Origin of the sequence: Streptomyces sp. WMMC1477 (assembly GCF_027460245.1) — a bacterium.
Lineage (GTDB): Bacteria > Actinomycetota > Actinomycetes > Streptomycetales > Streptomycetaceae > Streptomyces.
This window is the reverse complement of the sequence record NZ_JAPZBD010000003.1, coordinates 2,838,171-2,861,988: the sequence shown is the minus strand read 5'-3', so window position 1 is coordinate 2,861,988 and position 23,818 is coordinate 2,838,171. Positions and strand designations below refer to the sequence as shown.

The 23,818-nt window shown below is 74.3% G+C and carries 21 protein-coding genes; 14 read left to right on the top strand and 7 right to left on the bottom strand.

From position 1 onward, the window contains the following. The first annotated feature begins 225 nt into the window (after nucleotides 1-225). Together O7609_RS13205 and O7609_RS13200 are read left to right on the top strand one after the other, a co-directional pair. Nucleotides 226-1,221: a hypothetical protein gene (locus tag O7609_RS13205; RefSeq protein ID WP_269743621.1), complete on the top strand. Its 996-nt coding sequence runs from the start codon at nucleotides 226-228 to the stop codon at nucleotides 1,219-1,221. Between the two features lie 167 nt (nucleotides 1,222-1,388). Then, on the top strand, nucleotides 1,389-2,138 hold the full coding sequence (locus O7609_RS13200; protein ID WP_269737282.1) for a ZIP family metal transporter: 750 nt from the start codon (nucleotides 1,389-1,391) through the stop codon (nucleotides 2,136-2,138). Nucleotides 2,139-2,215: 77 nt separating this feature from the next. Here the strand turns inward: O7609_RS13200 and O7609_RS13195 are convergent, their stop codons facing one another. The 3 genes from O7609_RS13195 to O7609_RS13185 all read right to left on the bottom strand — a co-directional run bounded on the left by O7609_RS13195 (nucleotide 2,216) and on the right by O7609_RS13185 (nucleotide 5,526). Next, nucleotides 2,216-2,974 (bottom strand): sporulation protein, encoded by a 759-nt coding sequence (locus O7609_RS13195; protein ID WP_443072110.1) that lies wholly within the window; start codon nucleotides 2,972-2,974, stop codon nucleotides 2,216-2,218. Between the two features lie 123 nt (nucleotides 2,975-3,097). Next, the gene (locus O7609_RS13190; protein WP_269736752.1) at nucleotides 3,098-4,144 is read right to left on the bottom strand and encodes a hemolysin family protein; all 1,047 of its coding nucleotides are present in this window, start codon (nucleotides 4,142-4,144) and stop codon (nucleotides 3,098-3,100) included. Beyond that, a complete protein-coding gene (locus O7609_RS13185) occupies nucleotides 4,141-5,526 on the bottom strand; it encodes a hemolysin family protein (RefSeq protein WP_269736753.1) in 1,386 nt (461 codons plus the stop codon). The genes O7609_RS13190 and O7609_RS13185 overlap by 4 nt, the downstream gene beginning before the upstream one ends. 737 nt (nucleotides 5,527-6,263) lie before the next feature. Between O7609_RS13185 and O7609_RS13180 the strand changes: the two genes are divergently transcribed. Beyond that, on the top strand, nucleotides 6,264-7,724 hold the full coding sequence (locus O7609_RS13180; protein WP_443072109.1) for an LCP family protein: 1,461 nt from the start codon (nucleotides 6,264-6,266) through the stop codon (nucleotides 7,722-7,724). Between the two features lie 94 nt (nucleotides 7,725-7,818). On the opposite strand, the gene O7609_RS13175 is transcribed toward O7609_RS13180, so the two are convergent. Next, nucleotides 7,819-8,487 carry a hypothetical protein gene (locus O7609_RS13175; RefSeq protein ID WP_269736754.1) on the bottom strand — a complete coding sequence of 223 codons (669 nt, stop codon included), beginning with the start codon at nucleotides 8,485-8,487 and terminating at the stop codon, nucleotides 7,819-7,821. A gap of 172 nt (nucleotides 8,488-8,659) precedes the next feature. On the opposite strand from O7609_RS13175, the gene O7609_RS13170 reads away from it, so the two are divergent. Beyond that, on the top strand, nucleotides 8,660-10,231 hold the full coding sequence (locus O7609_RS13170) for an MFS transporter (protein WP_269743620.1): 1,572 nt from the start codon (nucleotides 8,660-8,662) through the stop codon (nucleotides 10,229-10,231). A gap of 66 nt (nucleotides 10,232-10,297) precedes the next feature. Here O7609_RS13170 and O7609_RS13165 read toward each other — a convergent pair whose 3' ends face one another. Next, nucleotides 10,298-10,744, bottom strand: coding sequence for an ATP-binding protein (locus O7609_RS13165; RefSeq protein WP_269736756.1), 447 nt, complete (start codon nucleotides 10,742-10,744; stop codon nucleotides 10,298-10,300). 197 nt (nucleotides 10,745-10,941) lie between these two features. On the opposite strand from O7609_RS13165, the gene O7609_RS13160 reads away from it, so the two are divergent. The 10 genes from O7609_RS13160 (at nucleotide 10,942) to O7609_RS13115 (ending at nucleotide 21,922) form a co-directional block, all read left to right on the top strand. After that, nucleotides 10,942-11,760: a hypothetical protein gene (locus O7609_RS13160; RefSeq protein ID WP_269736757.1), complete on the top strand. Its 819-nt coding sequence runs from the start codon at nucleotides 10,942-10,944 to the stop codon at nucleotides 11,758-11,760. Between the two features lie 238 nt (nucleotides 11,761-11,998). Then, nucleotides 11,999-12,730: a YcnI family protein gene (locus O7609_RS13155; protein WP_269736758.1), complete on the top strand. Its 732-nt coding sequence runs from the start codon at nucleotides 11,999-12,001 to the stop codon at nucleotides 12,728-12,730. A gap of 108 nt (nucleotides 12,731-12,838) precedes the next feature. Then, on the top strand, nucleotides 12,839-13,522 hold the full coding sequence (locus O7609_RS13150) for an SCO family protein (RefSeq protein ID WP_269736759.1): 684 nt from the start codon (nucleotides 12,839-12,841) through the stop codon (nucleotides 13,520-13,522). After that, nucleotides 13,519-14,079: a copper chaperone PCu(A)C gene (locus O7609_RS13145; RefSeq protein ID WP_269736760.1), complete on the top strand. Its 561-nt coding sequence runs from the start codon at nucleotides 13,519-13,521 to the stop codon at nucleotides 14,077-14,079. Before O7609_RS13150 ends, O7609_RS13145 begins: the two co-directional genes overlap by 4 nt. A gap of 13 nt (nucleotides 14,080-14,092) precedes the next feature. Continuing rightward, on the top strand, nucleotides 14,093-16,039 hold the full coding sequence (locus O7609_RS13140; RefSeq protein WP_269736761.1) for a copper resistance CopC/CopD family protein: 1,947 nt from the start codon (nucleotides 14,093-14,095) through the stop codon (nucleotides 16,037-16,039). A gap of 10 nt (nucleotides 16,040-16,049) precedes the next feature. After that, entirely contained in the window at nucleotides 16,050-17,420 is a 1,371-nt protein-coding gene (efeB, locus tag O7609_RS13135) for an iron uptake transporter deferrochelatase/peroxidase subunit (RefSeq protein ID WP_269743619.1), read from the top strand. 131 nt (nucleotides 17,421-17,551) lie between these two features. Beyond that, entirely contained in the window at nucleotides 17,552-18,481 is a 930-nt protein-coding gene (pheA, locus tag O7609_RS13130) for a prephenate dehydratase (RefSeq protein ID WP_269736763.1), read from the top strand. 549 nt (nucleotides 18,482-19,030) lie between these two features. After that, nucleotides 19,031-20,308: a serine--tRNA ligase gene (gene serS, locus O7609_RS13125; RefSeq protein WP_269736764.1), complete on the top strand. Its 1,278-nt coding sequence runs from the start codon at nucleotides 19,031-19,033 to the stop codon at nucleotides 20,306-20,308. After that, entirely contained in the window at nucleotides 20,305-21,123 is an 819-nt protein-coding gene (locus tag O7609_RS13120; RefSeq protein ID WP_269736765.1) for an HAD family hydrolase, read from the top strand. The genes serS and O7609_RS13120 overlap by 4 nt, the downstream gene beginning before the upstream one ends. A 43-nt stretch (nucleotides 21,124-21,166) precedes the next feature. Next, complete coding sequence (locus O7609_RS13115) at nucleotides 21,167-21,922, top strand: SDR family NAD(P)-dependent oxidoreductase (RefSeq protein WP_269743618.1); 756 nt, start codon at nucleotides 21,167-21,169, stop codon at nucleotides 21,920-21,922. Between the two features lie 161 nt (nucleotides 21,923-22,083). Here the strand turns inward: O7609_RS13115 and O7609_RS13110 are convergent, their stop codons facing one another. Then, complete coding sequence (locus O7609_RS13110; RefSeq protein WP_269743617.1) at nucleotides 22,084-22,956, bottom strand: ATP nucleotide 3'-pyrophosphokinase; 873 nt, start codon at nucleotides 22,954-22,956, stop codon at nucleotides 22,084-22,086. Between the two features lie 139 nt (nucleotides 22,957-23,095). Next, nucleotides 23,096-23,818, bottom strand: coding sequence for an ABC transporter permease subunit (locus O7609_RS13105; RefSeq protein ID WP_269736768.1), 723 nt, complete (start codon nucleotides 23,816-23,818; stop codon nucleotides 23,096-23,098).

The following is a 23,818-nucleotide window of genomic DNA, read 5'->3' as shown; positions in this document are numbered from 1 at the left end:
AGCGGACCGGGCGTGCGGGAGAGGCTCCGCACGCCCGGTCTCGTCGTCTCCGGCGGTCCCTCCGACGCCGCCGACGGTGCCCGTAGACGGTTCCCGCCGGCGAGACCGCCGAGGGGCCCGCTCGCTCGAACGGCCGCCGTCCGATGGCCCGCCGTTCCCTCGGCGGGTGACATGGCTCCTGGACACGCCCCGACGTCTTCCGCGTGTCTCCGAGGAGCAACGACCATGCGTATACCGACCCTCCCGACCCTGGCCGCCGCCACCGCCCTGGCCGCCACGACCCTCCTGGGAACGGCCGCCGGCGCCGGTGCGGCGGACGGTGACGACGACGGATTCCGCGGCCGGACCACGGCGGACGACACCCGGGGACGCGGTGTCGTCGTCCAGCCGAGCCGAGTGGCACCGGGCGACGACTTCTCCGTCTTCGACGGCGGCAACTGCGCGGCCGAGAACGCCACGGCCTCCTTCATCCCACCCCCGGACGGCAGCCGGCTGCCGGACCTCGACCTGAAACCGCTGGCCAACATGGTCGGCGCGACCGGCACCCTGCCCAAGGACACGGCCCCGGGCTTCTACAAGGTCGCCGTCGAATGCGCGGACGGCGAAGGCCCGTTCACCGGCAGCTTCACCGTGACGACGCCCAAGCGCGACCGGGACGGCGAGCCCCGCGACGCCCAGCACGACGGCGAGCCGAGCGGGCAGGCACGCCACGACCTGACGCCCGACAAGGCACCCGGCAAGGTCCCGGAGACGAAGGACGGCGAGCCGGACACCCCGCGCAAGGGCGAGGACGAACACGACGCGGCCCCCCATCACGAGCCCCGGGACGAACGCCAGGGCAAGGAGCGGGCCACGGAGCACGACGAGGGCCGCGACCAGCACGGGGGCAGGGAAAAGGGCAAGGACGAGAACGACGAGGACGAGGACAGGGGCAAGGACGCGGGCCGACACGACCGGCACGGCGGGGGCGCCGACCGCCACCCCGACGGCGAGCACGCCCGTGACCACCATCGGAACGGCGAGCACGCCGACCGCCACGCGGGCGACGGCTCCGAGTCGATGCGGCACCGCTCGCACGACGGCCCGGCGCCCAGGGGCAGCGTGGCGACCGGGGTCGGCGGAAGCACGGCCGCCGACACGACCGCGTGGGCACTCGGCGGGGCGGCGACGCTCGGGCTGATCGGTGGAGCACTGTGGTACCGGCGCCGTGGACGCGCCTAGCACCACCGACACACAGGCCGCACCGAGGCCCGTGCGTACCGGGTGGGCCGTCGCCGGGGAACGCTCCCCGCGGCGGCCCGCCGCCGGTTCCGCCCGACCCGCCGGCTTCGCCCGGCGGGCTGTGCGGCGCACGGGAGGCGTGAGGGCGGCGGAGAGGGAGAGCGTTGCTGGGAGAGGCACTCGCCGCGGGCGGCTGGGGACTGCTGGCCGGCTCGGCGCTGCTGGTCGGCGCCGCCATCGGCTACGGGCTGCGGGTGCCCCCGCTCGTGGTCGCGCTGGTGATGGCGTTCGGCAGCGGCGTACTGATCTCCGCGGTCTCCTTCGACCTGATCGCCGACGCCCATGAGCAGGGCGGGCTGGTGCCGACGACGCTGGGCGCCCTCGGCGGCGCGGCCGTCTACACGGGGGCGAACGTCCTGCTCGCCCGGCGCGGCGCCCGGGACCGCAAGCGCTCCGGCGAGCAGCAGCCCTCGGAGAGCGAGCAGCCGGGGTCCGGCAACGCGATCGCGCTGGGAGCCCTGCTGGACGGCATCCCGGAGTCGGTGGTGATCGGGACGAGTCTGATCGGCCCTGGCGGTGTCGGCGTGGCGACGGTGAGCGCGGTGTGCCTCAGCAACGTCTCGGAGGGGCTCTCCAGCTCGGCGGGCTGGCGCCGGGCGGGCCGCGACCGCTCCTACGTGTTCGGGCTGTGGGGCGGGATCGCGGTGATCAGCGGCGTTTCGGCGGTGCTGGGCCGCACGGTGCTGGGCACCATGTCGGACGAGGCGCTGGCGGCCGGCAGCGGGGTCGCGGCAGGAGCGATCCTGGCCATGATCGCGGACACGATGATCCCCGAGGCGTTCGAGAAGGCGCACTTGATCACCGGCCTGGTCACCGTGTGCGGCTTTCTGACCGCGTTTCCGCTGGCCCACGGCTGAGCCCACCGCGCCCCGAGCCCGCGCCCACCGCACCGCGGGCCGGGCACCCCACGGCCCCGGCCCGCGCCCGGACGTCCTCAGCGGCGCAGCAGGTCGCGCACCCAGCCGTCGACCTCCGTGGTGACGTCGCGGTGCTCGACACCCTCGTGCCGGACCCGGTGGAGGTTCAGCGCGTCGCCGCCGATGCGCTGGTCGGCCTCCAGCACGACCTCGACGCCGTCCGGCCCGGCGAGGAACGTCACCTCAAGCTGGTTCAGGGCCGCCGCGTAGCGCGGCGCGGGGTGCAGCTCGATCTCCTGGTAGAAGGGCAGCTTCTGGCCGGTGCCGCGGATGTGGCCCTTCTCCAGGTCCGCGGAGGCGAAGGTGAAGCCGAGATCGCCGAGGGCCCGGAGGACCGCCTCCTGGGCGGGCAGCGCGGCGACGGGGAGGGAGTCGAGGTCGGAGCTGTCCTTGGCGCCCTCGACGCCCAGCTCGGTGCGGATGCCGAGGGTGAGGCCGAGGTGCTGGCCGTACAGCTCGGTCATGGGCGTCTCCCAGGGGAGGGCGACGGCGAACGGGAGGCTGTGCCCGGACTCCTCCGGCAGCCGGAAGCCGCCGCCGACCGTGGCCCGTTCGAAGACGTGGTCGTGCGTCACCTCGTCCTCGCCGAGGTGCTCGTTCTCCACCCGGGCGACGAGTTCGAGGGTGACGTGCTCGATGGCATGACCGGCCGCGCCGCCCCTGAGCCGCACCTGACCGTGCAGCATCCCGCCCGGCCGGGCGGGGAGTCCTTCCAGGACGGTGTCGACCGTGGGCCCACCCACCCCGAGCGATCCGAGCAGCCGCCTGAACACCATGCCGTCTCCACCCCTTCGCGTCCGGAACGCCTCCTCGGCGGTGCGGCGGCCCCTGGGAGCCGCCGCACACTGGTACCGGACGGTGCCGGGGCCCCGCCCGGTTCCCCGGGGGCCCGGGTGCCGTCAGCGCGGCGCGGGGGCCTGCCCGTCGGCCTGCGTGGCGGGCGTGGAGCCGACCAGTTCCTCCAGCACGTCGCCCATGGTGACGAAGCCCAGGACGGCGCCCTTGTCACCGGTGACGGCGGCGAGGTGCGTGCCGGCCGCCCGCATCGCGGTGAGGGCGTCGTCCAGCGGGGTGTCGATGCGGACCCGGATCACCGTGTGCAGGGCGCTGCGCGGGAACGGCCGCTCGCGGGCCACGCCGAGCGCGTCCTTGATGTGGAGGTAGCCCAGGACGGTGCCGCCGGGGCCGCTGACCGGGAAGCGGGAGAAACCGGAGGCCGTCGCCGTCCGCTCCAGCTGCGCCGGGGTGACGCCGTGGCCGACGGTCACCATGCGGCCGAGCGGCACGATGACCGTGCCGACGGGGCGGCGGCCCAGCTCCAGCGCGTCCCGCAGACGTGCGCTGTCGCCCGGCTCCAGGAGCCCGGCGGCGCTGGAGTCCTCCACCAGGCGGGCCAGCTCGTCGTCGGTGAAGACGGAGGCGACCTCGTCCTTCGGCTCCACCCGCAGCATCCGCAGCAGCACGTTGGCCAGCTTGTTGATGCCGAAGACGACGGGACGCATCACCCGCGTCAGGCCGACGAGGGCGGGGCCGAGCAGCAGCGCGGTGCGCTCGGGGGCGGCCAGCGCGATGTTCTTCGGCACCATCTCGCCGATGAGCATGTGCAGGTACGTCGCGAGGGCGAGGGCGATCGCGAAGGCGATCGGGTGCACCAGCGCGTGCGGGACGTGCAGGGCCTCGAACGGCGGCTCCAGCAGGTGGGCGATGGCCGGTTCGGCGACCATGCCGAGCACCAGGGAGGAGACGGTGATGCCGAGCTGTGCCGTGGCCATGAGCACGGACACGTGTTCGAGGCCCCACAGCACGGTGCGGGCACGCTTGTTGCCCGCACGGGCGAGCGGCTCGATCTGGCTGCGGCGCACGGAGATGAGGGCGAACTCGGCGCCCACGAAGAACGCGTTGGTGAAGAGGGTGATCGCACCGATGGTGAGTTGCAGCGCGGTCATCGGGCGTCCTCCAGCAGGGGCTCGGCCGCGGCGCCGGCCGCCGGTGCGGGCACGTCGGCCTGCTCCTGGTGGCCGGCCTCGCGCGGGCCGGTGATGCGGATGCGGTCGGCGCGGTGGTGCTCGGTCTCGAGCACGGTCAGCTCCCAGGCGTCCAGCAGTACCCGGTCGCCCTTGTCGGGGATGCGCTCCAGCCGTGTCGCGATGAGCCCGGCGAGCGTCTCGTAGGGGCCCTCGGGGGCCTCAAGACCGATGGCGGCCAGTTCGTCCATGCGCACGCTGCCCTCGGCGTCCCACTCGGGGCGTCCGGCCTCCGTACGCCCGGTGGGCAGCAGGCCGGGGTGTTCCTCGGGGTCGTGCTCGTCGCGCACCTCGCCGACGACCTCCTCGACGATGTCCTCCAGCGTCGCGACGCCCGCGGTGCCGCCGTACTCGTCGACGACGACGGCCATGGTGCGGCTGCCGCGCAGCCGGTCCAGGAGCCGGTCGACGGGCAGGCTGTCCGGGACGAAGAGCGGCTCGGCGGCGAGTTCACCCACGGGGGTGAAGCCGCGCCGGGCCTCGTCCAGGGCCAGCACGTCCCGGACGTGGACGACGCCGATGACCTCGTCGAGCGTGTCGCGGTAGACGGGAAAGCGGGACAGGCCGGTGGCGAGGGTGAGGTTGGCGGCGTCGGCGGCCGTGGCGCGGACCTCCAGGGCCTTCACGTCGACGCGGGGCGTCATGACGTTCTCGGCCGTCAGCTCGCCCAGGTGCAGGGTGCGCACGAAGAGCTCGGCGGAGTCGGCCTCGATGGCGCCCTCGGCCGCGGAGTGCTCCGCCAGGGCGACCAGCTCGGCGGGGGTGCGGGCCGAGGCCAGCTCCTCGGCCGGCTCCATGCCCAGGCGGCGCACCAGGCGGTTCGCCGTCTCGTTCAGGTGGTGGATCAGCGGGGAGAACACGGCGGTGAAGCCACGCTGCGGCCCGGCGACGACCTTGGCCACGGCCAGCGGACGGGAGATCGCCCAGTTCTTGGGGACGAGCTCGCCGACGACCATGAGGACCACGGTGGAGACGACCACGCCCAGGGCGAGCGCCACAGTGGACGCGATGCCGCCGGACAGCCCCGCGGACTCCAGCGGACCGCGCAGCAGCGCCGCCAGCGAGGGCTCGGCGAGCATGCCGATGACCAGCGAGGTGACGGTGATACCGAGCTGTGCGCCGGAGAGCTGGAACGTCAGCCGCCGGACGGCGCGAAGGGCGCCCTCGGCGCCGCGCTCACCGGATTCCGCGGCGCGCTCCAGCGCACCGCGCTCGACGGTGGTGAGGGAGAACTCGGCCGCGACGAAGACGGCGCAGGCCAGAGTCAGCAGCAGGGCAAGCAGCAGAAGCAGCACTTCGGTCACCGTGCCACCCCCGCTTCCACCTGAGTCGTGGCTACGCAGGGCCTGGCACGGCCGGTACTGGGAGGTTCGCCCATGGCGGGACTGTGGCTCCTTTCGGTCGGGCGGGAAGCCGATCACTGCCGATCGGTCGGTTGGGTGTGTCGGACGGACCGGCCCACGGGTGACAACACCGTACGGGCCGGAACACTGGTATGCCCGCTGCTGACAGTTCCTATCCGGGCATCGTAAAGGAAGCGCAAATATTCGCACGTGGCCTGCGCCACACGAGAGGTCGGGGATTCCGGGAGGAACAACACAACAGCGGAGCTTCTCCCGCCATTCCCCGCGCAGTGGCGGCAAGCGGCCCAGGAGCCCGTTCCCGCACCGGGGCGCACCCCCGTTCGGGCGTCTCACCAGCGGCTCACCGCGGCGCACCGCGCCGGAGCAGGGCGGCTTTCCCCGCCCTTTCCCCGGTATTCACTCACCCAGCGTTCCGTGCCGGTCACGCGGATCGGGGCGCGGCTTTCCGCGCCCTTCATGATCGCGAAACTGCCCTGCCTCCGGGACCAATTGGTACTGTCCCCTCGCACCCGCCGCCCCGCACACCAGTGCGGCCCCCCACGGCGCGCCCCGGAACCCCGATCGACGCCCCGCCGTCTTCTCGGGCAGGCGTCAGGCAGCGGTCTGTCGGGTCGGAAGCTGTCCGGCCGCGTCGAGCCCCGGTCTCGGCAGGCCCCGAACGGAGGAAAGGCTCACAGGTGGGCGGTATACACAGCGCGTCCGAGGCGGCCCCGGAGTCCGAGACGCCCTCGTGGGCCGCCGCGTCGGCGGAACCGGGCGAGGGGCGCCGGGCCCGGAGCAGACGCCGCAAGGCGCCGCGCTCCACCCGCCGCCGGGCCCTGCTGTGGACCGCCGGAGCGCTGTCCGTGCTCCTACTCGCCGGCGCCGGCACGGCCGCCTACCTCTACCAGCGCCTCGACGGCAACATCGAGGGCTTCGACCTCGAGCGCGGCCTCGACGAGGACAGCCGGCCCGCCAACCTGAGCCCCGGCGCGAAGAACATCCTCGTCGTCGGCTCCGACAGCCGCGAGGGCACGGGCGGCAAGTACGGCTCGGGCTTCGAGACCATGCAGTCCGACACCCTGATGATCGTGCACATCGCGGCCGACCGGGAGTGGGCCGCCGTCGTCTCGCTGCCCCGCGACTCCTGGGTGGAGATCCCGGCCTGCGACAAGGGCGACGGCACCATGTCCGAGCCCCACCACTTCAAGATCAACTCCTCCTTCGCCATCGGCGGCCTCAGCGGCGACATCGAGGGCGCGGCCACCTGCACCGTGAAGACGGTCGAGCAGAACACGGGGCTGCGCATCGACCACTTCATGTCGCTGAACTTCAACGGGTTCAAGGGCATGGTCGACGCGCTCGGCGGCGTCGAGGTCTGCCCCGAGCAGGCCATCAAGGACAAGAAGGCCAACCTCGACCTGCAGCCCGGCTGCCAGACGCTCGACGGCGAGGAGTCGCTCGGCTACGTGCGCACCCGCTACGCCCTCGGCAACGGCAGCGACATCAGCCGCATCGGCCGCCAGCAGGAGTTCATGGAGACGCTGGCCAAGAAGGCCCAGTCCAAGCTGAGCGACCCCAAGGCGATGTTCGGCTTCCTGGACGCCTTCACCTCCAACCTCGCCACCGACAGCGCCCTCGACGGCGTCCGCCCCCTGTCGGACCTGGCCAGGAGCGTGCAGGGCATCCCCACCGACCGGCTGACGTTCATGACGGTGCCGAACTATCCCCGGGAGCTGGACGTCCCCACCGACAGGGCCAACGTCGTGTGGCAGTACCCGCAGACGGAGACGCTGTTCAGCAAGCTCGCCCGGGACGAGGAAGTGGACAAGGAGGCCCTGGAGGCCAGCGCCGAGGCCAGCCGCGACATCCGGCCCGGGCAGATCCGGGTCCAGGTGCTCAACGGCACCGGCGAGGCGGGCCGGGCCGGCGAGGTGGCCGAGGAACTGCGGCGCGCGGGCTTCCAGATCGTCGGGACCGGCAACGCGGCCGAACCGGCCGCCGAGACGGCCATCCGCTACCCGGAGGGCCTTGAGGCCAAGGCGGAGGTGCTCTCGGGGCGGGTGCCGGACAGCGAGCCGGCCGCCGCCGAGCCCGGCGCGGCACCGGGCGTGATCACCCTCGTCATCGGCGACGACTTCCCCGGCCTGCGCGGCTGACCCGGCCCGGGTCAGCCGGGGCGGTCCGGCGGGCCGTGTCCGGGTGCCCGGACGCCCGGCGCGCCTGGGGTACCCGGCGTGTCCGGCGCGCCCGTCAGACGTCGCGGAGGTCCTGCGGCGGGGCGAGGGCCGGCACCGGCCGGGCGTCGAGGGCGCGGCCGTACTCCAGGGCCTGGGCGTCGGCGAGATAGGGCGAGAGCCGCAGCAGCACCCGCCCGGCGAGGAAGCCGCGCTCGGCCCTCGGCGGGATGCCCCGGGCATCCCGCTGCAACTGCTCGGCCCGCTTCCGCGCGGCCACGGCGTCGGGGAACACCTCGATGACGCCGCCGAGCGACACGCTGCCCGGGTCGTTGTCCACCACCAGACCGCCGTTGACCCTGCGGTCCTCGAAGGACAGCTTGCTCCGGTAGCCGTCCGTGTAGCCCAGCAGCCGGTCCGGGTCGTCGGAACGGGTGACGACGCGGACCGACTCCACCGGGAGCCCGGCCTGCCGCAGCCGCCACAACGCCGCCTCCGCCTCGGAGGTCACCGGTGTCGTCGTCCGCGGCGGCGCATCCCGCCACGGCCGCGTCACTCCCCCGGACATGTCGTCGCCCGGGCCGCCCCGGGCGGAGCCCAGCGTCGCCCCCGCCACGACGGACGCGCCGAAGGTCACCAGCGCCGCGCCCAGCCACACCGCACCACGGCGCGTCAGCGTCCCGGCCCCGCGCGTCGTCCGCTCCGCCGTCCCGCGCGTCGTCTTCTCCGTCGTCCCGCTGCCCAAGTCGTCACCGCCCCTGCGCTCGCCGCCCCTTGGCAGGGTAGTGCGCAACCGCGCCGCGGCGCGGCCCGTCACGCCGACGCGCATGACCGCCCGCCGGGGTCCGGCACCCGCGCCGCCCGGTGGCCCGGGTGGCCCGGTGGCCCGGATGGACGGCAGCATGGATCATCGCCCTATGAGCGCGGCCAACCCCCACGGCACGGCGGGCGCCGGCACCCTGCGGCTCGCGGAGCGGCAGGGCCGCTGGGTGCTGTTCACGACGGTCCTCGGCTCGGGCATGGCGATGCTGGACAGCACCGTCGTCGGCGTCGCCCTGCCGCACATCGGCGCCGATCTCGACGCCGACCTCGGCGTCCTCCAGTGGACGGTCAACGCCTACATGCTCACCCTCGCCGGGTTGATCCTCCTCGGCGGGACGCTCGGCGACCGCTACGGGCGGCGCCGGGTCTTCCTCCTCGGCATCGTCTGGTTCGCCCTCGCCTCCGCCCTGTGCGGGCTCGCCTGGAACGCGGGCGTGCTGATCGCGGCCCGGGCGCTCCAAGGCGTCGGCGGAGCCCTGCTGACCCCCGGCTCCCTCGCCCTCATCCAGGCCACGTTCCGCCCCGACGACCGGGCCCGCGCGGTGGGCGCCTGGTCGGGCCTGGGCGGGGTCGCGGCCGCCGTCGGCCCCTTCCTCGGCGGCTGGCTCGTGGACGGTCCCGGCTGGCGCTGGGTCTTCCTGCTGAACGTCCCGCTGGCGCTGCTGTGCGTGCCGGTCGCCCTGCGGCACGTCCCGGAGAGCCGCGACCCGGCCGCCGAGGGCCGGTTCGACGTCACCGGGGCGGCGCTCGCGGCGCTGGCGCTCGGCGGCGTCACCTACGCGCTCATCGCGGCCCCGGAGGTGGGCGCCTCCGCCGCCGTCGTCGGCACGGCCCTCGGCGGCGCCGTGCTCGCCGCCGTCTTCGTGTGGTGGGAGCGGCACGTCCCGGCCCCGATGGTGCCGCCGGAGATCTTCGCCTCGCGCCAGTTCACCGCCGTCAACGCGGTGACCCTGTGCGTCTACGCGGCGTTCGGCGGGTTCTTCTTCCTGGCCGTCGTACAGCTCCAGGTCTCGGTGGGCTACTCCGCGCTCGCCGCCGGAACGGCCCTGCTGCCCACCACCGTCCTCATGCTGCTGCTCTCGGCCCGGGCCGGGGCGCTCGGCACCCGCATCGGGCCGCGCGTCCCGCTCACCGTCGGACCGCTGCTGTGCGCGGGCGGCATGCTGCTGATGACCCGCGCGGGCCCGGGCGCGTCGTACGTGTCCGACGTCCTGCCCGCGCTGCTCGTCCTCGGCTCCGGCATGGTCCTGCTGGTGGCGCCGCTCACCGCGACCGTGCTGGCCTCGGTGGACGTGGCCCGGGCCGGGCTGGCCAGCGGCGTCAACAACGCCGTCGCCCGCGCCGCCGGGCTGGTCGCGGTGGCCGCCCTGCCGTTGCTGGCCGGGATGGGCCCCGAGTCCTACCGCGACCCCACGGTGTTCGACGCGGCGTTCGACCGCTCGATGCTGTACTGCGCGCTCGTCCTCGGCGTCGGCGGTGCGCTGGCCTGGCTGACCGTCCGCGGCGACGTCCTGGAGACCGGCGACGCCCCCGAACCGGAACCCGGGGCCCCAGCGCCCCACCACTGCACCGCCGAGTGCCACACCCACTGCGGCGTCGTCGCTCCGCCCCTCGACCCGGGGCACGTCGCCGAGCCGCACCCGGGCGGTGAGCCGGAGCGACGGTGAAGCCGGGCCGCCGGGGCGCCAGCCGGCCCTGGGAGCCGGCGCGGCGTCAGGGGCGTCGGTGGCGCGTCAGCAGGGCGTCGTCCGCAGCAGCGAGTCGTCCCGCAGCTTGAGGATCTTGTCGAACGTGACGACGGCCCCGTCGCCGGGGCCGTTGCGGTAGCGGACGCGGTCCGCGAGCGCGTTGATGAGGAACAGCCCCCGCCCGTGCTCCGTCTCGTCCGGCTCCGCCGGGCCGTCCGCCATGACCGGCGGGACGAAGCCGGGCCCGTGGTCGGTGACCTCGATGCGGCACAGGTCCCCGTCCAGGTACGCCGTGACCCGGTAGCGCTCCCCGTGCCCCGGACCGCCGCCGTGCTCGACGGCGTTGGCACACGCCTCGGAGAGCGCCACGGAGAGTTCGTACGCGATGTCCGCCTCCACCCCCGCGGTCTCCATCGCACCGAGCAGGAGCCGGCGCGCCAGCGGCACGCTCGCAGCCTCGCGCCGCAGGTGAAGAGACCACCAGATGCTCATGCTTCGGCCTCCCGGCTGCGGCTCGACGAACCGAGGCTTGACGTACGGATACGTATTGCCCTTCTCCACGCACAGTAAGCATGGGCCGCGCGGCAGAACGCTCAATCGGCCGATCCCGGGCGAAAGCCGGGTCCAGGCCGCCAACCGGACCCCTGCCCGGCCGCGCGGCGGGGCCCCGGTGAGATGATGTGGCCGCCATGGACGTGCCCGTCGCGCGCGCGAGCGCCGATCTGCGACTTCTCCGGGCCGCGGTGTTCACCGCGGCCTGCGTCGTGCTGTCGGCGGCCGGGCACGTGCTGGCGGCCGGGGCGACGGTTCCCCTGTGGGCCTTCGGCGCCGCCGCCGCGCTCGTCTTCTCGCTCGCCGTACCCCTGGCCGGGCGGGAGCGCTCGCTCCCCGGGATCGCCGCGGGACTCGCGGCCGGGCAGGTGGGCCTCCACGTGCTCTTCGCCGGTGCCCAGCTCTCCGAGCCGGCCGCCGGTGCCCCGGCGGCGAGCGGAGCGGCACCGGCGACCGGTGGCCTCGCCGCCCTCGCCCAGCGTCTCCTGTGCAACGGCGCCTCCGCGGCGCCGCTCAGCGAGGCCGAGGCCCGCCGCGTGCTCGACGACGCCGGGCTCGGCGGGCTCGCCGCGGCCCAGACCCCGTCACCGGCCCAGAACCCGTTCCCGGCCCCGGGCGGCGGGCACCACGCGGCCTCCCTGCTCGATCTCACGTCCTGGCCCATGCTGCTGGGGCACCTGCTGGCCGCGCTCGCCGCGGGCTGGCTGCTGCGCTGCGGTGACGCCGCGCTGTGGCGGCTGGTGCGGCTGTCGGCGACCGCCGTGGACGGGCTGTTGCGCGTGCTGCGCGTCGCCCTGGCCTGGCTGCGGCTCGGCACAGACGCGACGGGCGCGGTCGTCGGCGTACCGGCGCCGGGTGCCGAGGACGAGGTTCCGGACCAGCCGCGGGCCCTGCGGCACAGCGTCGTCCGCCGCGGCCCGCCGACGTCCCCGCGCGTGTACGCGCTCGCGGCCTGACGCGTCCCTTCCGCCGGTACCACCGGCGTGCCCCCGACCGGCGCGCCCTCGACTCCGCCCTGACGGCGCTCTGACAGCGCCTGACGGGGCCTCGGCGGTGCCTTCCCCGGAGGCTCGGACGCACCGAGCAGGCCGGGCGCGACCGCGGACCGTGCCCTGCCCAGGCCCGCGTCCGGCACACCGACGTGTGTGCGCCCGGACGCGCGGTCGTCCGACCCACCCTCTCCGGAGAGCATTCATGAACACCCTCCCGCGCCGCCTCACCGCCGTCGGCGCCCTCGCCGCCGCGGCCGTGCTCGCCACCGCCGCCCCGGCCCTCGCCCACGTCACCGTCGACCCGAAGACGGCCCCCGGCGGCGGCTACGCGACGGTCGACTTCAAGGTCCCGAACGAGCGGGACGACGCCTCCACCGTGAAGCTGGAGGTCACCCTGCCCAAGGAGCACCCGCTCTCCTCCGCCATGCCCGAGCCCGTGCCCGGCTGGGACGTCGAGGTCGAGGAGGCCAAGCTCGACACGCCGCTGGAGGTCCACGGCAAGAAGATCGACGAGGCGCCCAGCAAGATCACCTGGACGGCGACCGACAGCGGCATCGCGCCCGGCACCTTCCAGCGCTTCCCCGTGTCCCTGGGCCGGCTCCCCGAGGACGCCGACCGGCTCGTCTTCAAGGCGATCCAGACCTACGACGGCGGCGAGGTCGTGCGCTGGATCGAGGTCCCCGAGGAGGGCGGCGAGGAGCCCGACAGCCCGGCGCCCGTCCTGAGCCTGACCGAGGGCGGGGGCCACGGCCACCACGGCGAGAACGCCGAGGAGATCGTGGGCGAGGACCCGGACCCCGTCGCGGACACCACGGCCGCCGGGGACGACGACACGACCGACGCCACCGCCCGCGTCCTCGCCGTCATCGGCATCGTGGTCGGCCTCGGGGGCGTCGCGTTCGGCCTCCTCGCCGGACGCCGCCACAACGCCTGACGGCCGGACCGCCCCCGGGCACGGGCGGGCCCGGCCGAAGCGCCGGGCCCGCCCCACCCGCCGACCGGCCCCGGCAACCCACGCGCAGTACTCACCAAGGACACCTTCATGCACTTCGGTACCCCGCGCCGCCGTCGCGGCGCACTCGCACTCACCCTCGCCACCGTGCTCGCCGTCGGCGTCACCGCCTGCGGCTCCGGCGACGGCGGCGGCCAGGGCGACGGCGGCACCCCCGCCGTCGAGGTCTCCGGCGCGGCCGACGCGTCCAAGGCGACGGTCCTCGACAACCCCTTCGACAAGCCCGACCTCGTCCTGACGAACACCGAGGGCGAGGAGTACAGCCTCGTCGAGGAGACGGCGGGCAAGCCGACGCTCCTCTTCTTCGGCTACACCAACTGCCCCGACGTCTGCCCCCTGACGATGGGCAACATCGCCCTGGCCGAGTCCCAGCTCACCCCGGAGCAGCAGGACGAGCTCCAGGTCGTCTTCGTCACCACCGACCCCGAGCGGGACACGCCGAAGGAGCTGGGCACATGGCTCCAGGGCGTGGTGCCCGGCGCCGTCGGGCTGACCGGCGACTTCCCCACCATCCAGGCCGGTGCCCGCACCCTCGGCATCAGCGTCGAGCCCTCGACGGTGCGGGAGGACGGCGAGATCGAGTCCGTGCACGGCTCGCAGGTCGTCTACTTCTCGCCCGAGGACGACAAGGCACGCGTCGTCTACACCGAGGACGTGCCCCTCGCGACGTACGAGAAGGACCTGCCGAAGCTGGTCGAGGGGAAGCTGCCGTGAACCGGACGCCCCGCACCCGTACCGTCGCGGCCTCCGCGCTGGCCCTCGTAGGCGCCCTGCTGCTGGCCGCCTGCGGCACCTCAGGGCCCGAGCCGGAGACCGTCGAGGGCAGCGCGTACATGCCCGAGCCCGTCACCGCGAAGCTCGCGGCCGGGTACGTCACCCTCGCCAACCAGGGCGACGAGGACGACGCGCTCGTCTCCGTCAGCAGTGAGCTGTCCGACGACGTCACCCTGCACCGCAGCGTCGACAACACGATGAAGAAGGTCGACTCCCTCCCCGTGCCGGCGGGCGAGAAGCTCGAACTGCGCACCGGCGGCGACCACCTGATGTTCCACGACCTGACCCGGCTGCCGCGCGAGGGCGACACCGTGACGGTGGAGCTGCGCTTCTCCAAGTCCGCCCCGCTGACGCTGGAGGTGCCGGTCAGGGCGAAGACCTACCAGCCGGGCGCGGACGGCGCGGAGCACTCCGAGCACGCGGACGGCTCGGGCGACGGCGACGCCGACAGCGACGCCCGGCGCGGCGGTCACGACGAGCACGCCGGGCACGGGTGAGGGAGCGCCGGACATGACCGCCACCGTTCCGCCGCCGCTCCGGCGGCCGTTCGCCGGGCTCGTGCTCGCCGCCCTGGTCTGCGCGGCCTTCCTGGCCGCGCTGGCCTGGGCACCGCCGGCCGCCGCGCACGCGACGCTCACGGAGTCCGACCCGGCGCAGGGCTCGGTGGTGGCACGGGCACCGGACGCCGTCACCCTCACCTTCACCGAGGACGTCGCCGTGTCCGACGACGCCGTCCGCGTCCTGGACCCGCGGGGCGAACGCGTCGACGAGGGCAGGGCGAAGCAGCCGGAGTCCGGCACCGTCAGCGTCGCGCTGCGGCCCGGCATCGCGGACGGCACGTACACCGTGACCTGGCAGGCCGTCTCGGCCGACAGCCATCCCATCGCGGGCGCCTACACCTTCTCCGTCGGCGCCCCGTCCGAGACCACCGTCGCCCTGCCCGGACAGGTGGTCGGCGGGGGCACGGTGGGCCTGCTCTACGACGTGGCCCGCTACACCGCCTACGCGGGCTTCACGCTGCTGATCGGCGGCACGGCCTTCGTCCTGGTCTGCTGGCGCGAGGGCGCCTCCGTCCGCCCGGTCCGGCGGGTGGTGGTCACCGGCTGGGTGACCCTGTTCGTGGCCACCCTCGCGCTGTTGCTGCTGCGCTCCCCCTACGCCACGGGCGGCACCGTGGCGGACGCCCTCGACCTCGGCGGCATGCGCGAGGTGCTGGAGACGAAGACGGGCTCCGCCCTCGTCTCCCGGCTCGTCCTGCTGGGCGCGGCGGCCCTGTTCGTCACCGTTCTGTTCGGCACCTTCACCCGCCCCCGCCCGGCGGCCCAACGGCGCGACCTGCTGTTCGGGCTCTGCCTGGGCGGCGGTGTGGTCGCGGCGGGCCTCGGCGGCACGTGGGCCATGTCCGAGCACGCCTCCACCGGCCTCCAGCCGGGCCTGGCCATGCCCCTCGACGTCGTCCACCTGCTGTGCGTCGCCGCGTGGCTGGGCGGTCTCGCCACCCTGGCCGCCGTCCTGCGCTGGGGGCCGGCCCTCCCCCGCTCCGCCACCCACGCCTTCTCGCGGCTCGCGTTCGTCAGCGTGCTGCTCCTCGTCGCGACGGGGCTGTACCAGTCCTGGCGTCAGGTCGGTTCGTGGTCGGCGCTCACCGGGACGGACTACGGTCGGCTGCTCGTCGTCAAGGTGCTGCTGATCGCCGTCCTGGTCGGGGTGGCCGCCCGCTCCCGGCGCTGGACGGCGAGGCTCGGCGAGTCGGCACGGCCCCCCTCACCGGCGGCGGGCGGCGGGGACGACACCGGGGACGGCGTGGAGGACGGTGTAGAGGACCGCGCCGGGGACGGTGTAGAGGACCGCGCCGGGGACGGCACCGCGAACGCGGCCGGGAGCGGCGCCGGGGACGACGTCCCGCCTGAGCGGGCCCGTCAGCTCGCCCGGCAGCGGGCCGCCGTGGCGGCCGCCCGGCGCCGACGGGAGCTGGACGCCGACGCTCCGCGCGCCGCGCTCCGGCGCTCCGTCCTGGCGGAGGCCGCCGTGGCCGTCGTCCTGCTCGCCGTCACCACGGCGCTGACCGGCACCCAGCCGGCCCGTACCGAGGCCGCCGCGGCGGCCGAGGCGGCCGAGGCGGAGGCCGGTCCCGTCCGCCTGAGCGTGCCCTTCGACACCGGCGGCCCGGACGGCCGGGGCACCGCCACCCTCGAACTCGACCCGGGCCGAAGCGGCGAGAACACCCTGGACCTTCGCACCGACGTGGCCGCCGAGGAGGTCCGCGTCGCGCTGACGCTGCCCTCCCGGGATATCGGCCCGCTGACGGTCACCCCCGAACGCACGGACGCCGCCGGGCGCGTGTGGACGGCCACCGGCGTACGGCTGCCGCTGGCGGGTGAGTGGGAGGTCGCCGTCACCGTCCGCACCTCGGACATCGACCAGGTCACCGAGAAGAAGACCCTCACGATCGGCTGAAGCGAAGCTCATGAACCAGACACACGACGCAGGCGGGGACTCCCCCGCGCACGACGACATCGACGAGGGCGCCGCGCCGGACCGGGCCGGTCGCGCCTCCTCCGCTGCCCCTCCCCCCGCCTGCCCGGCCGCCTCTGCGGGCGTCTCCCGGCGGCGGCTGCTCGGTACGGCGGGCGCCGCGGGGGCGGTCGGCGTGGCGGCCGGCGCGGCCGGCGGGGTGTTCGGGCACGCGGCCGCGCAACCGGAGCCGCCGACGGCGCTGAAGAGCGTCGGCGGCACCGGGTACGCCTTCCACGGCCGACGGCAGTCCGGCATCGTCGAACCGCTCCAGGCCCACGGCCACCTGGTGGCCTTCGACCTGGCGCCCGGCGCCGGGCGGCGGGAGGCGGCGGCGCTGCTGCGGCGCTGGTCGCGGACGGCCGCCGAGCTCATGGCGGGCCGGACGCCGCAGGACGCGGACGCGACGCCCACCGGCATCGCGCTGGACGCCGGACCGTCGGCCCTGACGATCACCTTCGGGCTCGGCGCGACCTTCTTCGACCGCACCGGGCTGGCCGACGCCCGCCCCGCCGCGCTCGCCCCGCTGCCCGCCTTCTCCTCCGACGCGCTCGACCGGCGGCGCTCCGACGGCGACCTGTGGGTGCAGATCGCCGCCGACGACGCCCTGGTGGCCTTCGACGCGCTGCGCCTCGTCCGGCGGCAGGCGCGCGACGCGGCCCGCGTCCGCTGGCACATGACCGGCTTCAACCGGACCCCCGGCGCGACCACCGAGCCGCGGTCGCAGCGCAACCTCATGGGTCAGGTGGACGGCACGAACAACCCCAGGCCCGGCGAGCCGGACTTCGACGCCCGGGTCTTCGTGCCCCGGGAGGGCGGGGACGGCCGCCACCCCGCGTGGATGGCCGACGGCTCCTACGCCGTCGTCCGGCGCATCCGGATGCTGCTGGACTCATGGGACGAGCTGCCGCTCGCCGGGCAGGAGAAGGTGATCGGCCGCCGGAAGTCCGACGGCGCGCCGCTGTCCGGGGGCGGCGAGACGACGCCTGTGGACCTGGAGAAGCGCACGCCCGGGGGCGAACTCGCCGTCGCGGCGAACGCCCACGTCCGCGTCTCGGCGCCGGAGACGAACGGCGGCGCCGCGATGCTGCGGCGGTCGTACTCCTACCAGGACGGGCAGCGCCCCGGCGGCACCGTGGACGCCGGCCTGCTGTTCGTCGCCTGGCAGTCGGACCCGTTGCGGGGCTTCGTGCCGGTGCAGCGGAAGCTGGACCGCGGCGACGCGTTGTCCGCGTTCATCCGGCACGAGGCCAGCGCCCTGTTCGCCGTCCCGCCGGCGCCGGCGGAGGGCGAGTACGTGGGCCAGCCGCTGCTGGAGGGCTGAGCCCGGCCGTATCCTCCCGCCCCTCCGGCCCGGCGGGAGGCCGCGTCGCGTGTCGGTGGGAGGGGACGTCCCGTCCCGCATCGGGTGAGACGGCGGGGCGCGGGGCGCCCGGATGCGCCTACTGTTGCGACATGTCACCTGCCAGCCGCTACACCTACCTGGGCCCCGAGGGAACCTTCACCGAGGCGGCCCTGCGCTCCCTGCCGGAGGCCGCGACCCGGCAGCTCGTGCCCATGGTCTCGGTGGCCGCCGCTCTGGACGCCGTGCGCGCCGGGGAGGCCGCCGGGGCCCTCGTGCCCATCGAGAACTCGGTGGAGGGCGGTGTCACCGCCACGCTGGACGAGCTGGCGTCCGGCGAGCCGCTGATGATCTACCGCGAGGTGCTGCTGCCGATCGCGTTCGCGCTGCTGGTGCGGCCGGGTACCGCGCTGGAGGACGTCAGGACGGTCACGGGGCACCCGGTGGCCCAGCCGCAGGTGCGCAACTGGCTGGCGGCCAAGCTGCCGGAGGCGGTCTGGGAGTCGGCCGCGTCGAACGCGGACGGCGCGCGGATGGTGCGCGAGGGACGGTACGACGCCGCCTTCGCCGGGGAGTTCGCGGCGGCCACCTACGGGCTGGAGGCACTCGTCACGGACATCCACGACGCCGAGAACGCGGTGACGCGGTTCGTGCTCGTCGGCCGCCCGGCCCGTCCCGCCGCCCCGACCGGCGCGGACAGGACGTCGGTGGTGATGTGGCTGCGCAAGGACCACCCGGGCGCGCTGCTGGAGCTGCTGCACGAGTACGCGTCGCGCGGGGTCAACATGATGCGCATCGAGTCGCGGCCCACGGGCGAGGGAATCGGCCGGTACTGCTTCTCGGTGGACTGCGAGGGGCACATCCAGGACCGCAGGGTGGCCGACGTGCTGATGGGGCTGCGACGCTCCTGCCGCGAGGTGCGGTTCCTGGGTTCGTACCCGCGCGCCGACGAGGTGCGGCCCACGCTGGAGCAGGGCACGACGGACGCGGATTTCACGGCCGCCGCGGACTGGGTGCTGCGTTGTATGGACGGCCGCGGCTGAGCCGCCGCCGGGCGCCGAGGGGCGTCTTCGGTCTTCGGCGGTCGTCGAAGGGTCCGGAAAGAGGCGGGAAACGCCCGGGGACCGACGGGGAAACAGGCCGGGTGCCAAGTTATCCACAGGCTGGGGGCATTCTCCTGTGTATAAGTCGACCCGAGCCCGGCGGTGACGGGCGGGCGCGACCCGGCGCGGACGTGGCAGGGTCAATGGGGCGGAGACGCAGCACACTTCACAGTGAGACGCATCACAGCCACACCCCCCTTTCGGGTAGGGATTTCGAGTTTGGCCGACGAATTGTCCGAAGTGCCCCCGCGTGGCAGCCCGCGCCACACCCGGGATTCCCCGCCTCAAACCTGTTCCGATCATTTCCACAGAGGTCGTGAACACCCTGTGGATATCTTCGCCGACCCCCCGTGACCTGTGGATAAGCCGGTGGCGAACACGGCGGAATTCCCTTCACCCGCCATCGACACAAACGACCAAACGGTGCATAGAGCCACCAACCGGGATATCGGTGAGAGCACCCCTTCCACACCCCGGTAGCCTGGGGGAGTGATTGACCTTCGCTTGCTTCGTGAGGACCCAGACCGTGTGCGCGCCTCCCAGCGCGCCCGAGGCGAGGACGTCGACGTCGTCGACTCGCTCCTGGCCGCCGACGAGCGGCGCAGGTCCTCCAGCGCCCGCTTCGACGCGTTGCGATCCGAGCAGAAGCAGCTCGGCAAGCTCATCCCCAAGGCCACCGGGGAGGAGAAGGCCGAGCTGCTGAAGAAGGCCGCCGAGCTCTCCGCCGCCGTCAAGGCCGCGGACGCCGAACAGGACGAGGCCGCGGCCCTGACGCAGGAGCTGCTGGGCCGCCTCGGCAACCTCGTCCACCCCGACGTCCCCGTCGGCGGTGAGGACGACTTCACCGTGCTGGAGACGATCGGCACCGCCCGGGACTTCGCGGCCGAGGGCTTCGAGCCCAAGGACCACCTGGAGCTGGGCCAGCTCCTCGGCGCCATCGACGTCGAGCGCGGCGCGAAGGTGTCCGGCTCCCGTTTCTACTACCTCACCGGCGTCGGAGCCCTGCTCGAACTGGCCCTGGTCAACGCGGCCATCGCGCAGGCCACCGCGGCCGGCTTCACCCCCGTGCTGACCCCGGCGCTGGTCAAGCCGCGCGCCATGGAGGGCACCGGCTTCCTCGGCCAGGCCGCGCAGGACGTCTACCACCTGGAGAAGGACGAGCTCTACCTCGTCGGGACCTCCGAGGTCGCGCTCGCGGGCTACCACATGGACGAGATCCTGGACGCCTCCCGGCTCCCGCTGCGTTACGCGGGCTTCTCACCCTGCTTCCGCCGTGAGGCCGGCTCCTACGGCAAGGACACCCGGGGCATCTTCCGGGTCCACCAGTTCGACAAGGTGGAGATGTTCTCCTTCGTCGCCCCGGAGGAGGCCCAGGCCGAGCACGCCCGCCTGCTGGAGTGGGAGAAGCAGTGGCTGACCTCGCTCGAACTGCCCTTCCAGGTCATCGACGTGGCCTCGGGCGATCTGGGCTCCTCCGCCTCGCGTAAGTACGACTGCGAGGCCTGGATCCCCACCCAGGGCAAGTACCGAGAGCTCACCTCCACCTCCAACTGCGACGAGTTCCAGGCCCGCCGGCTGTCGGTGCGGATGCGCGACGGCAAACAGGTGCGCCCGCTGGCCACACTCAACGGCACGCTGTGCGCCGTCCCCCGCACCATCGTGGCGCTGCTGGAGAACCACCAGCGGTCCGACGGCTCGGTCCGGGTGCCGGAGGCCCTCCGCCCGTACCTGGGCGGCCGGGAGCTGCTGGAGCCCGTCGCCTCGTGAGCTTCCCCTACCGGCTGGTGGCGACGGACCTCGACGGCACCCTGCTCCGCGGCGACGAGACGATCTCACCCCGGACCCGGAAGGCGCTGGCCGCCGCCACGGCCGCCGGCGCCGCCCACCTCGTCGTCACCGGCCGCTCGGTGCCCTGGGCGCGCCACATCCTGGACGCCCTGGACTACCGCGGGCTGGCCGTCTGCGGCCAGGGCGGGCAGGTCTACCACGCGGGCGAGCACCGGCTGCTGACCTCCGTCACCCTGGACCGCCGGCTCGCCCGGCACGCGGTCGAGCGGATCGAGGCCGAGACCGGCCCGCTCCTGCTGGCCGCCGCCCGGGACGGGCTGGACGGCGACGTCCTGGTGGAGACCGGCTACCGGGTCCAGGAGGGCCCCCTGCCGGTACTGCCGTGCCCGGAACGGGACGAGCTGTGGGCCGCGCCGCTCAGCAAGCTCTACCTCCAGCACCCACGCCTGTCCGACGACGTCCTGACCAAGCTCGTCCGGGAGACGGTGGGCGCGCTCGTCGGCGTCACGATGGCGGGCCCGGGGATCGTCGAGCTGCTGCCGCCGGGACTTTCCAAGGCCACCGGGCTCTCCCTCGCGGGCCGTCGCCTGGGGGTGCGCGGCGCGGAGACCATCGCCTTCGGCGACATGCCCAACGACGCCCCGATGTTCGCGTGGGCGGGCTACGGCGTCGCGATGGCGGGGGCGCACGCCGAGCTGGTCGAGGTGGCCGACGAGGTCACCGCCTCCAACGAGCACGACGGCATCGCCCTCGTGCTGGAGCGCCTGCTCGAGAGCGGCGTCCCCGGAGCGTAGGAACCGTCACGCGTCGTCCGCCGCGTGACGTTACGCTCGCGCCATGACGCGCACAGTGGTGATCAGCGGTGGTGGCAGCGGCATCGGCCTGGCGACGGCCCGGTGCTTCGCGGCCGAGGGCGACCAGGTGGTCCTGGCCGGGCGGCGCGGCGAGGTGCTGGAGCAGGCGGCCGCCCAGGTGCCCGGGGCCCTGGCCGTGCCGGCGGACCTCGCCACGGCGGAGGGCGCCCGGCGGCTCGCCCGGACGGTGGCGGAGGAGTTCAGCGCGGTCGACGTCCTCGTGCACAGCGCGGGCGGCAACGGCCGCCTGGAGTCCGAGCCCGAGGGCCTGGACCGCGAGGACCCGGTGGCCTCGGCCGAGCACGACTGGACGCTGAACTTCCGGCTCAACACGCTGACGGCCGTCCTGCTCACCGAGGCCCTGCGGGAGCGGCTCGCCTCCCCCGGCGGCCGGGTGCTGTTCCTCAGCTCCATCGCGGCCTACCGCGGCTCGGGCTCGGGCGCCTACGCGGCGAGCAAGGCCGCACTGCACCCGTACGCCTTCGACCTGGCCCGGACGCTGGGCCCCCGCGGCGTGACCGTGAACGTGGTGGCGCCCGGCTACGTGGAGTCGACCGAGTTCTTCGGCGAGGGGCTGCCGCGCGAGCGCCACGAACGGCTGGTCGACGAGACGTTCAACGGCCGCCCGGGCACGCCGGGCGATGTGGCCGAGACGCTGCACTGGCTGGCCTCGCACTCCGCCGGCCACATCACCGGCCAGGTCATCCAGGTCAACGGCGGGGCGTACCTCGGCCGCTGAGTGCGGCGGCCGAGGTACGCCCCGGCCCGGGTGACGTGCGCCCGGGGCTCTCGCGGGCCGGGGCGCGGGGGCCCAGGGCACGCGGGCCAGGCCACGCGGGCCGCGTCAGGCGCCCCAGGGCACGTGGCCGGTCACACGGACCGGCGCTCCTACGGCCCGGTTCACGCGGGCTGCGGCACCCGGGGCGGACGGGTGAGCTCGGGGGCCTTCAGCTCCGCCGCCCCGGCGGGCACCGGCACGGCGGCGAAGATCCGGGCCTGCTCCGCTGCCAGTTCGGCCTTGCGCTCGGGAGAGGTGTCGGGCAGACGCCACTCCTCGTACAGCGGGTGGGTCAGCTCGGCCGCCCGCTTGCTGGCGGGGGTGTGGAGCTGGATCTCGAACTTGTGGCCCCACATGGGGTCCTTCCACGCCGCGTTGATGGCCTTGTAGCCGGTGCGGTTCTTCCAGGCGTTGGCCCAGCGCACGCTGTCGTGACCCCAGTGGACGAGCATGTGCGAGGCCTCGCGCGCGCCCTCGGTGTACTCCCCGTCCTGCCACACGAGGGTGTAGCGCACGGAGTCGTTGAGGTCGTCCAGCGCCTCGTGCACGGTCTGGTTCGGGTCGCCTTTGAGCCAGGTGGCGATCTTGCGCTTCGTGGACTCCTCGGACTTCAGCCGGTAGTCGAAACCCACGAGTTCGGCACCGGTCCACGCCGCGACCGTGCGGATCTGGGGGCTGATGGTCTTCTCGGCTTTCGCCGCGCGATCCAGGAAGGCCTCGACCGCGGCGTTCTGATTGGCGTCGAGACGGAGGTCGCCCTGGCGCCAACCGTCCTTCTGCGCGGCCGCGGCCTCCCCCGCGGTGGCGTCGGACGGATCGCCGACGGGCAGCGGCTTGGCCTTGACGGGCTTCCCGATCAGGGCGCCGGAAGCGGCGGGCGAGTCGAGGGCGAGGGCGCCGGGCGCTGCGGCGAGGCCGAGGGCGGCGGCGAGTACGGCACCGGTCAGGGCGCGGCCGGCGGAGCGGTTCCACGTGGCGGAGGAGGGAGTGGTCATCGGCGTACATCCCAACGGGGAGGGAGCAGATCCGCCGCGTATAACGGCGGAGGCCGACGACCGTCACGGACGGTACTCCTGATGGCCGGTCAGTGATGGCCGGATGCTTGCGCCGGTTTCACGTGAAACCGGCGCAAGCTCACTCCTCTCCGGTCAGCGTCAGCACCTTGAGCCGCCGTGCGGCGTACCAGGCGCCCAGCGCCGTCACCGCCGTGAGCAGGACCGCCGCCACACCGAGGCCGACGTCAGCCGTGACGTCGGCACCGCTGGCCACCACCTCCTCGGCGACGGCCAGCCCCCACTGCTGCACGCTCAGGGCACGGGCACCGGGTACGAAGGAGCCGAACAGCGTCTCCCAGAGCAGCGCGTAGACGAGGCCGAACACGACGGCGTGCCGGGTGACGGTGCCCAGCAGGAGGAACAGGGCGCTGTAGGCGATGGAGGCCACCACGGCTGCGATGGCGAAGGCGATGGCGATCTGCTGGCTTCCCCCGACGAGGATGAGGCCCGCCAGCAGGATCGGGACGGCCGAGAACGTCATCGTGACGGCCACGGCCACATAGAGCTTCGTGGTGATGACCGTGCTCCGCTTCACCGGCTTGGAGAGCAGATAGACGATGGAGCCGTCGTCGATCTCGGGGCCGATGGCGCCCGTTCCGGCGATGACGCCGATGAGCGGGACCATCGTGGCGAGGGCGAAGCCCCGCAGCAGCTCCACGGCCACCTCGTCGTCGGCGAGGTCCATGAGTCGCACGGCCACGGCGATGAGCAGCAGCAGTGCCGGGAGAAGGCTCAGCAGGGCGGCCCGGCGGCGGCCGAGCAGTGCCCGGTAGGTGAGCCGGGCGACGGTGGGGTCGTACAT

Excerpts from the sequence above, each read along its gene's own strand:
- O7609_RS13160 (WP_269736757.1), top strand. The coding sequence starts at position 10,942 with ATGGACGTGCCCGTCGCGCGCGCGAGCGCCGATCTGCGACTTCTCCGG.
- O7609_RS13190 (WP_269736752.1), bottom strand. The coding sequence starts at position 4,144 with ATGACCGCGCTGCAACTCACCATCGGTGCGATCACCCTCTTCACCAAC.
- O7609_RS13115 (WP_269743618.1), top strand. The coding sequence starts at position 21,167 with ATGACGCGCACAGTGGTGATCAGCGGTGGTGGCAGCGGCATCGGCCTG.
- O7609_RS13165 (WP_269736756.1), bottom strand. The coding sequence starts at position 10,744 with ATGAGCATCTGGTGGTCTCTTCACCTGCGGCGCGAGGCTGCGAGCGTG.
- O7609_RS13150 (WP_269736759.1), top strand. The coding sequence starts at position 12,839 with ATGCACTTCGGTACCCCGCGCCGCCGTCGCGGCGCACTCGCACTCACC.
- O7609_RS13205 (WP_269743621.1), top strand. The coding sequence starts at position 226 with ATGCGTATACCGACCCTCCCGACCCTGGCCGCCGCCACCGCCCTGGCC.
- O7609_RS13105 (WP_269736768.1), bottom strand. The coding sequence starts at position 23,818 with ATGTACGACCCCACCGTCGCCCGGCTCACCTACCGGGCACTGCTCGGC.
- O7609_RS13140 (WP_269736761.1), top strand. The coding sequence starts at position 14,093 with ATGACCGCCACCGTTCCGCCGCCGCTCCGGCGGCCGTTCGCCGGGCTC.
- O7609_RS13195 (WP_443072110.1), bottom strand. The coding sequence starts at position 2,974 with ATGGTGTTCAGGCGGCTGCTCGGATCGCTCGGGGTGGGTGGGCCCACG.
- pheA (WP_269736763.1), top strand. The coding sequence starts at position 17,552 with ATGTCACCTGCCAGCCGCTACACCTACCTGGGCCCCGAGGGAACCTTC.
- O7609_RS13155 (WP_269736758.1), top strand. The coding sequence starts at position 11,999 with ATGAACACCCTCCCGCGCCGCCTCACCGCCGTCGGCGCCCTCGCCGCC.
- O7609_RS13170 (WP_269743620.1), top strand. The coding sequence starts at position 8,660 with ATGAGCGCGGCCAACCCCCACGGCACGGCGGGCGCCGGCACCCTGCGG.
- efeB (WP_269743619.1), top strand. The coding sequence starts at position 16,050 with ATGAACCAGACACACGACGCAGGCGGGGACTCCCCCGCGCACGACGAC.
- O7609_RS13110 (WP_269743617.1), bottom strand. The coding sequence starts at position 22,956 with ATGACCACTCCCTCCTCCGCCACGTGGAACCGCTCCGCCGGCCGCGCC.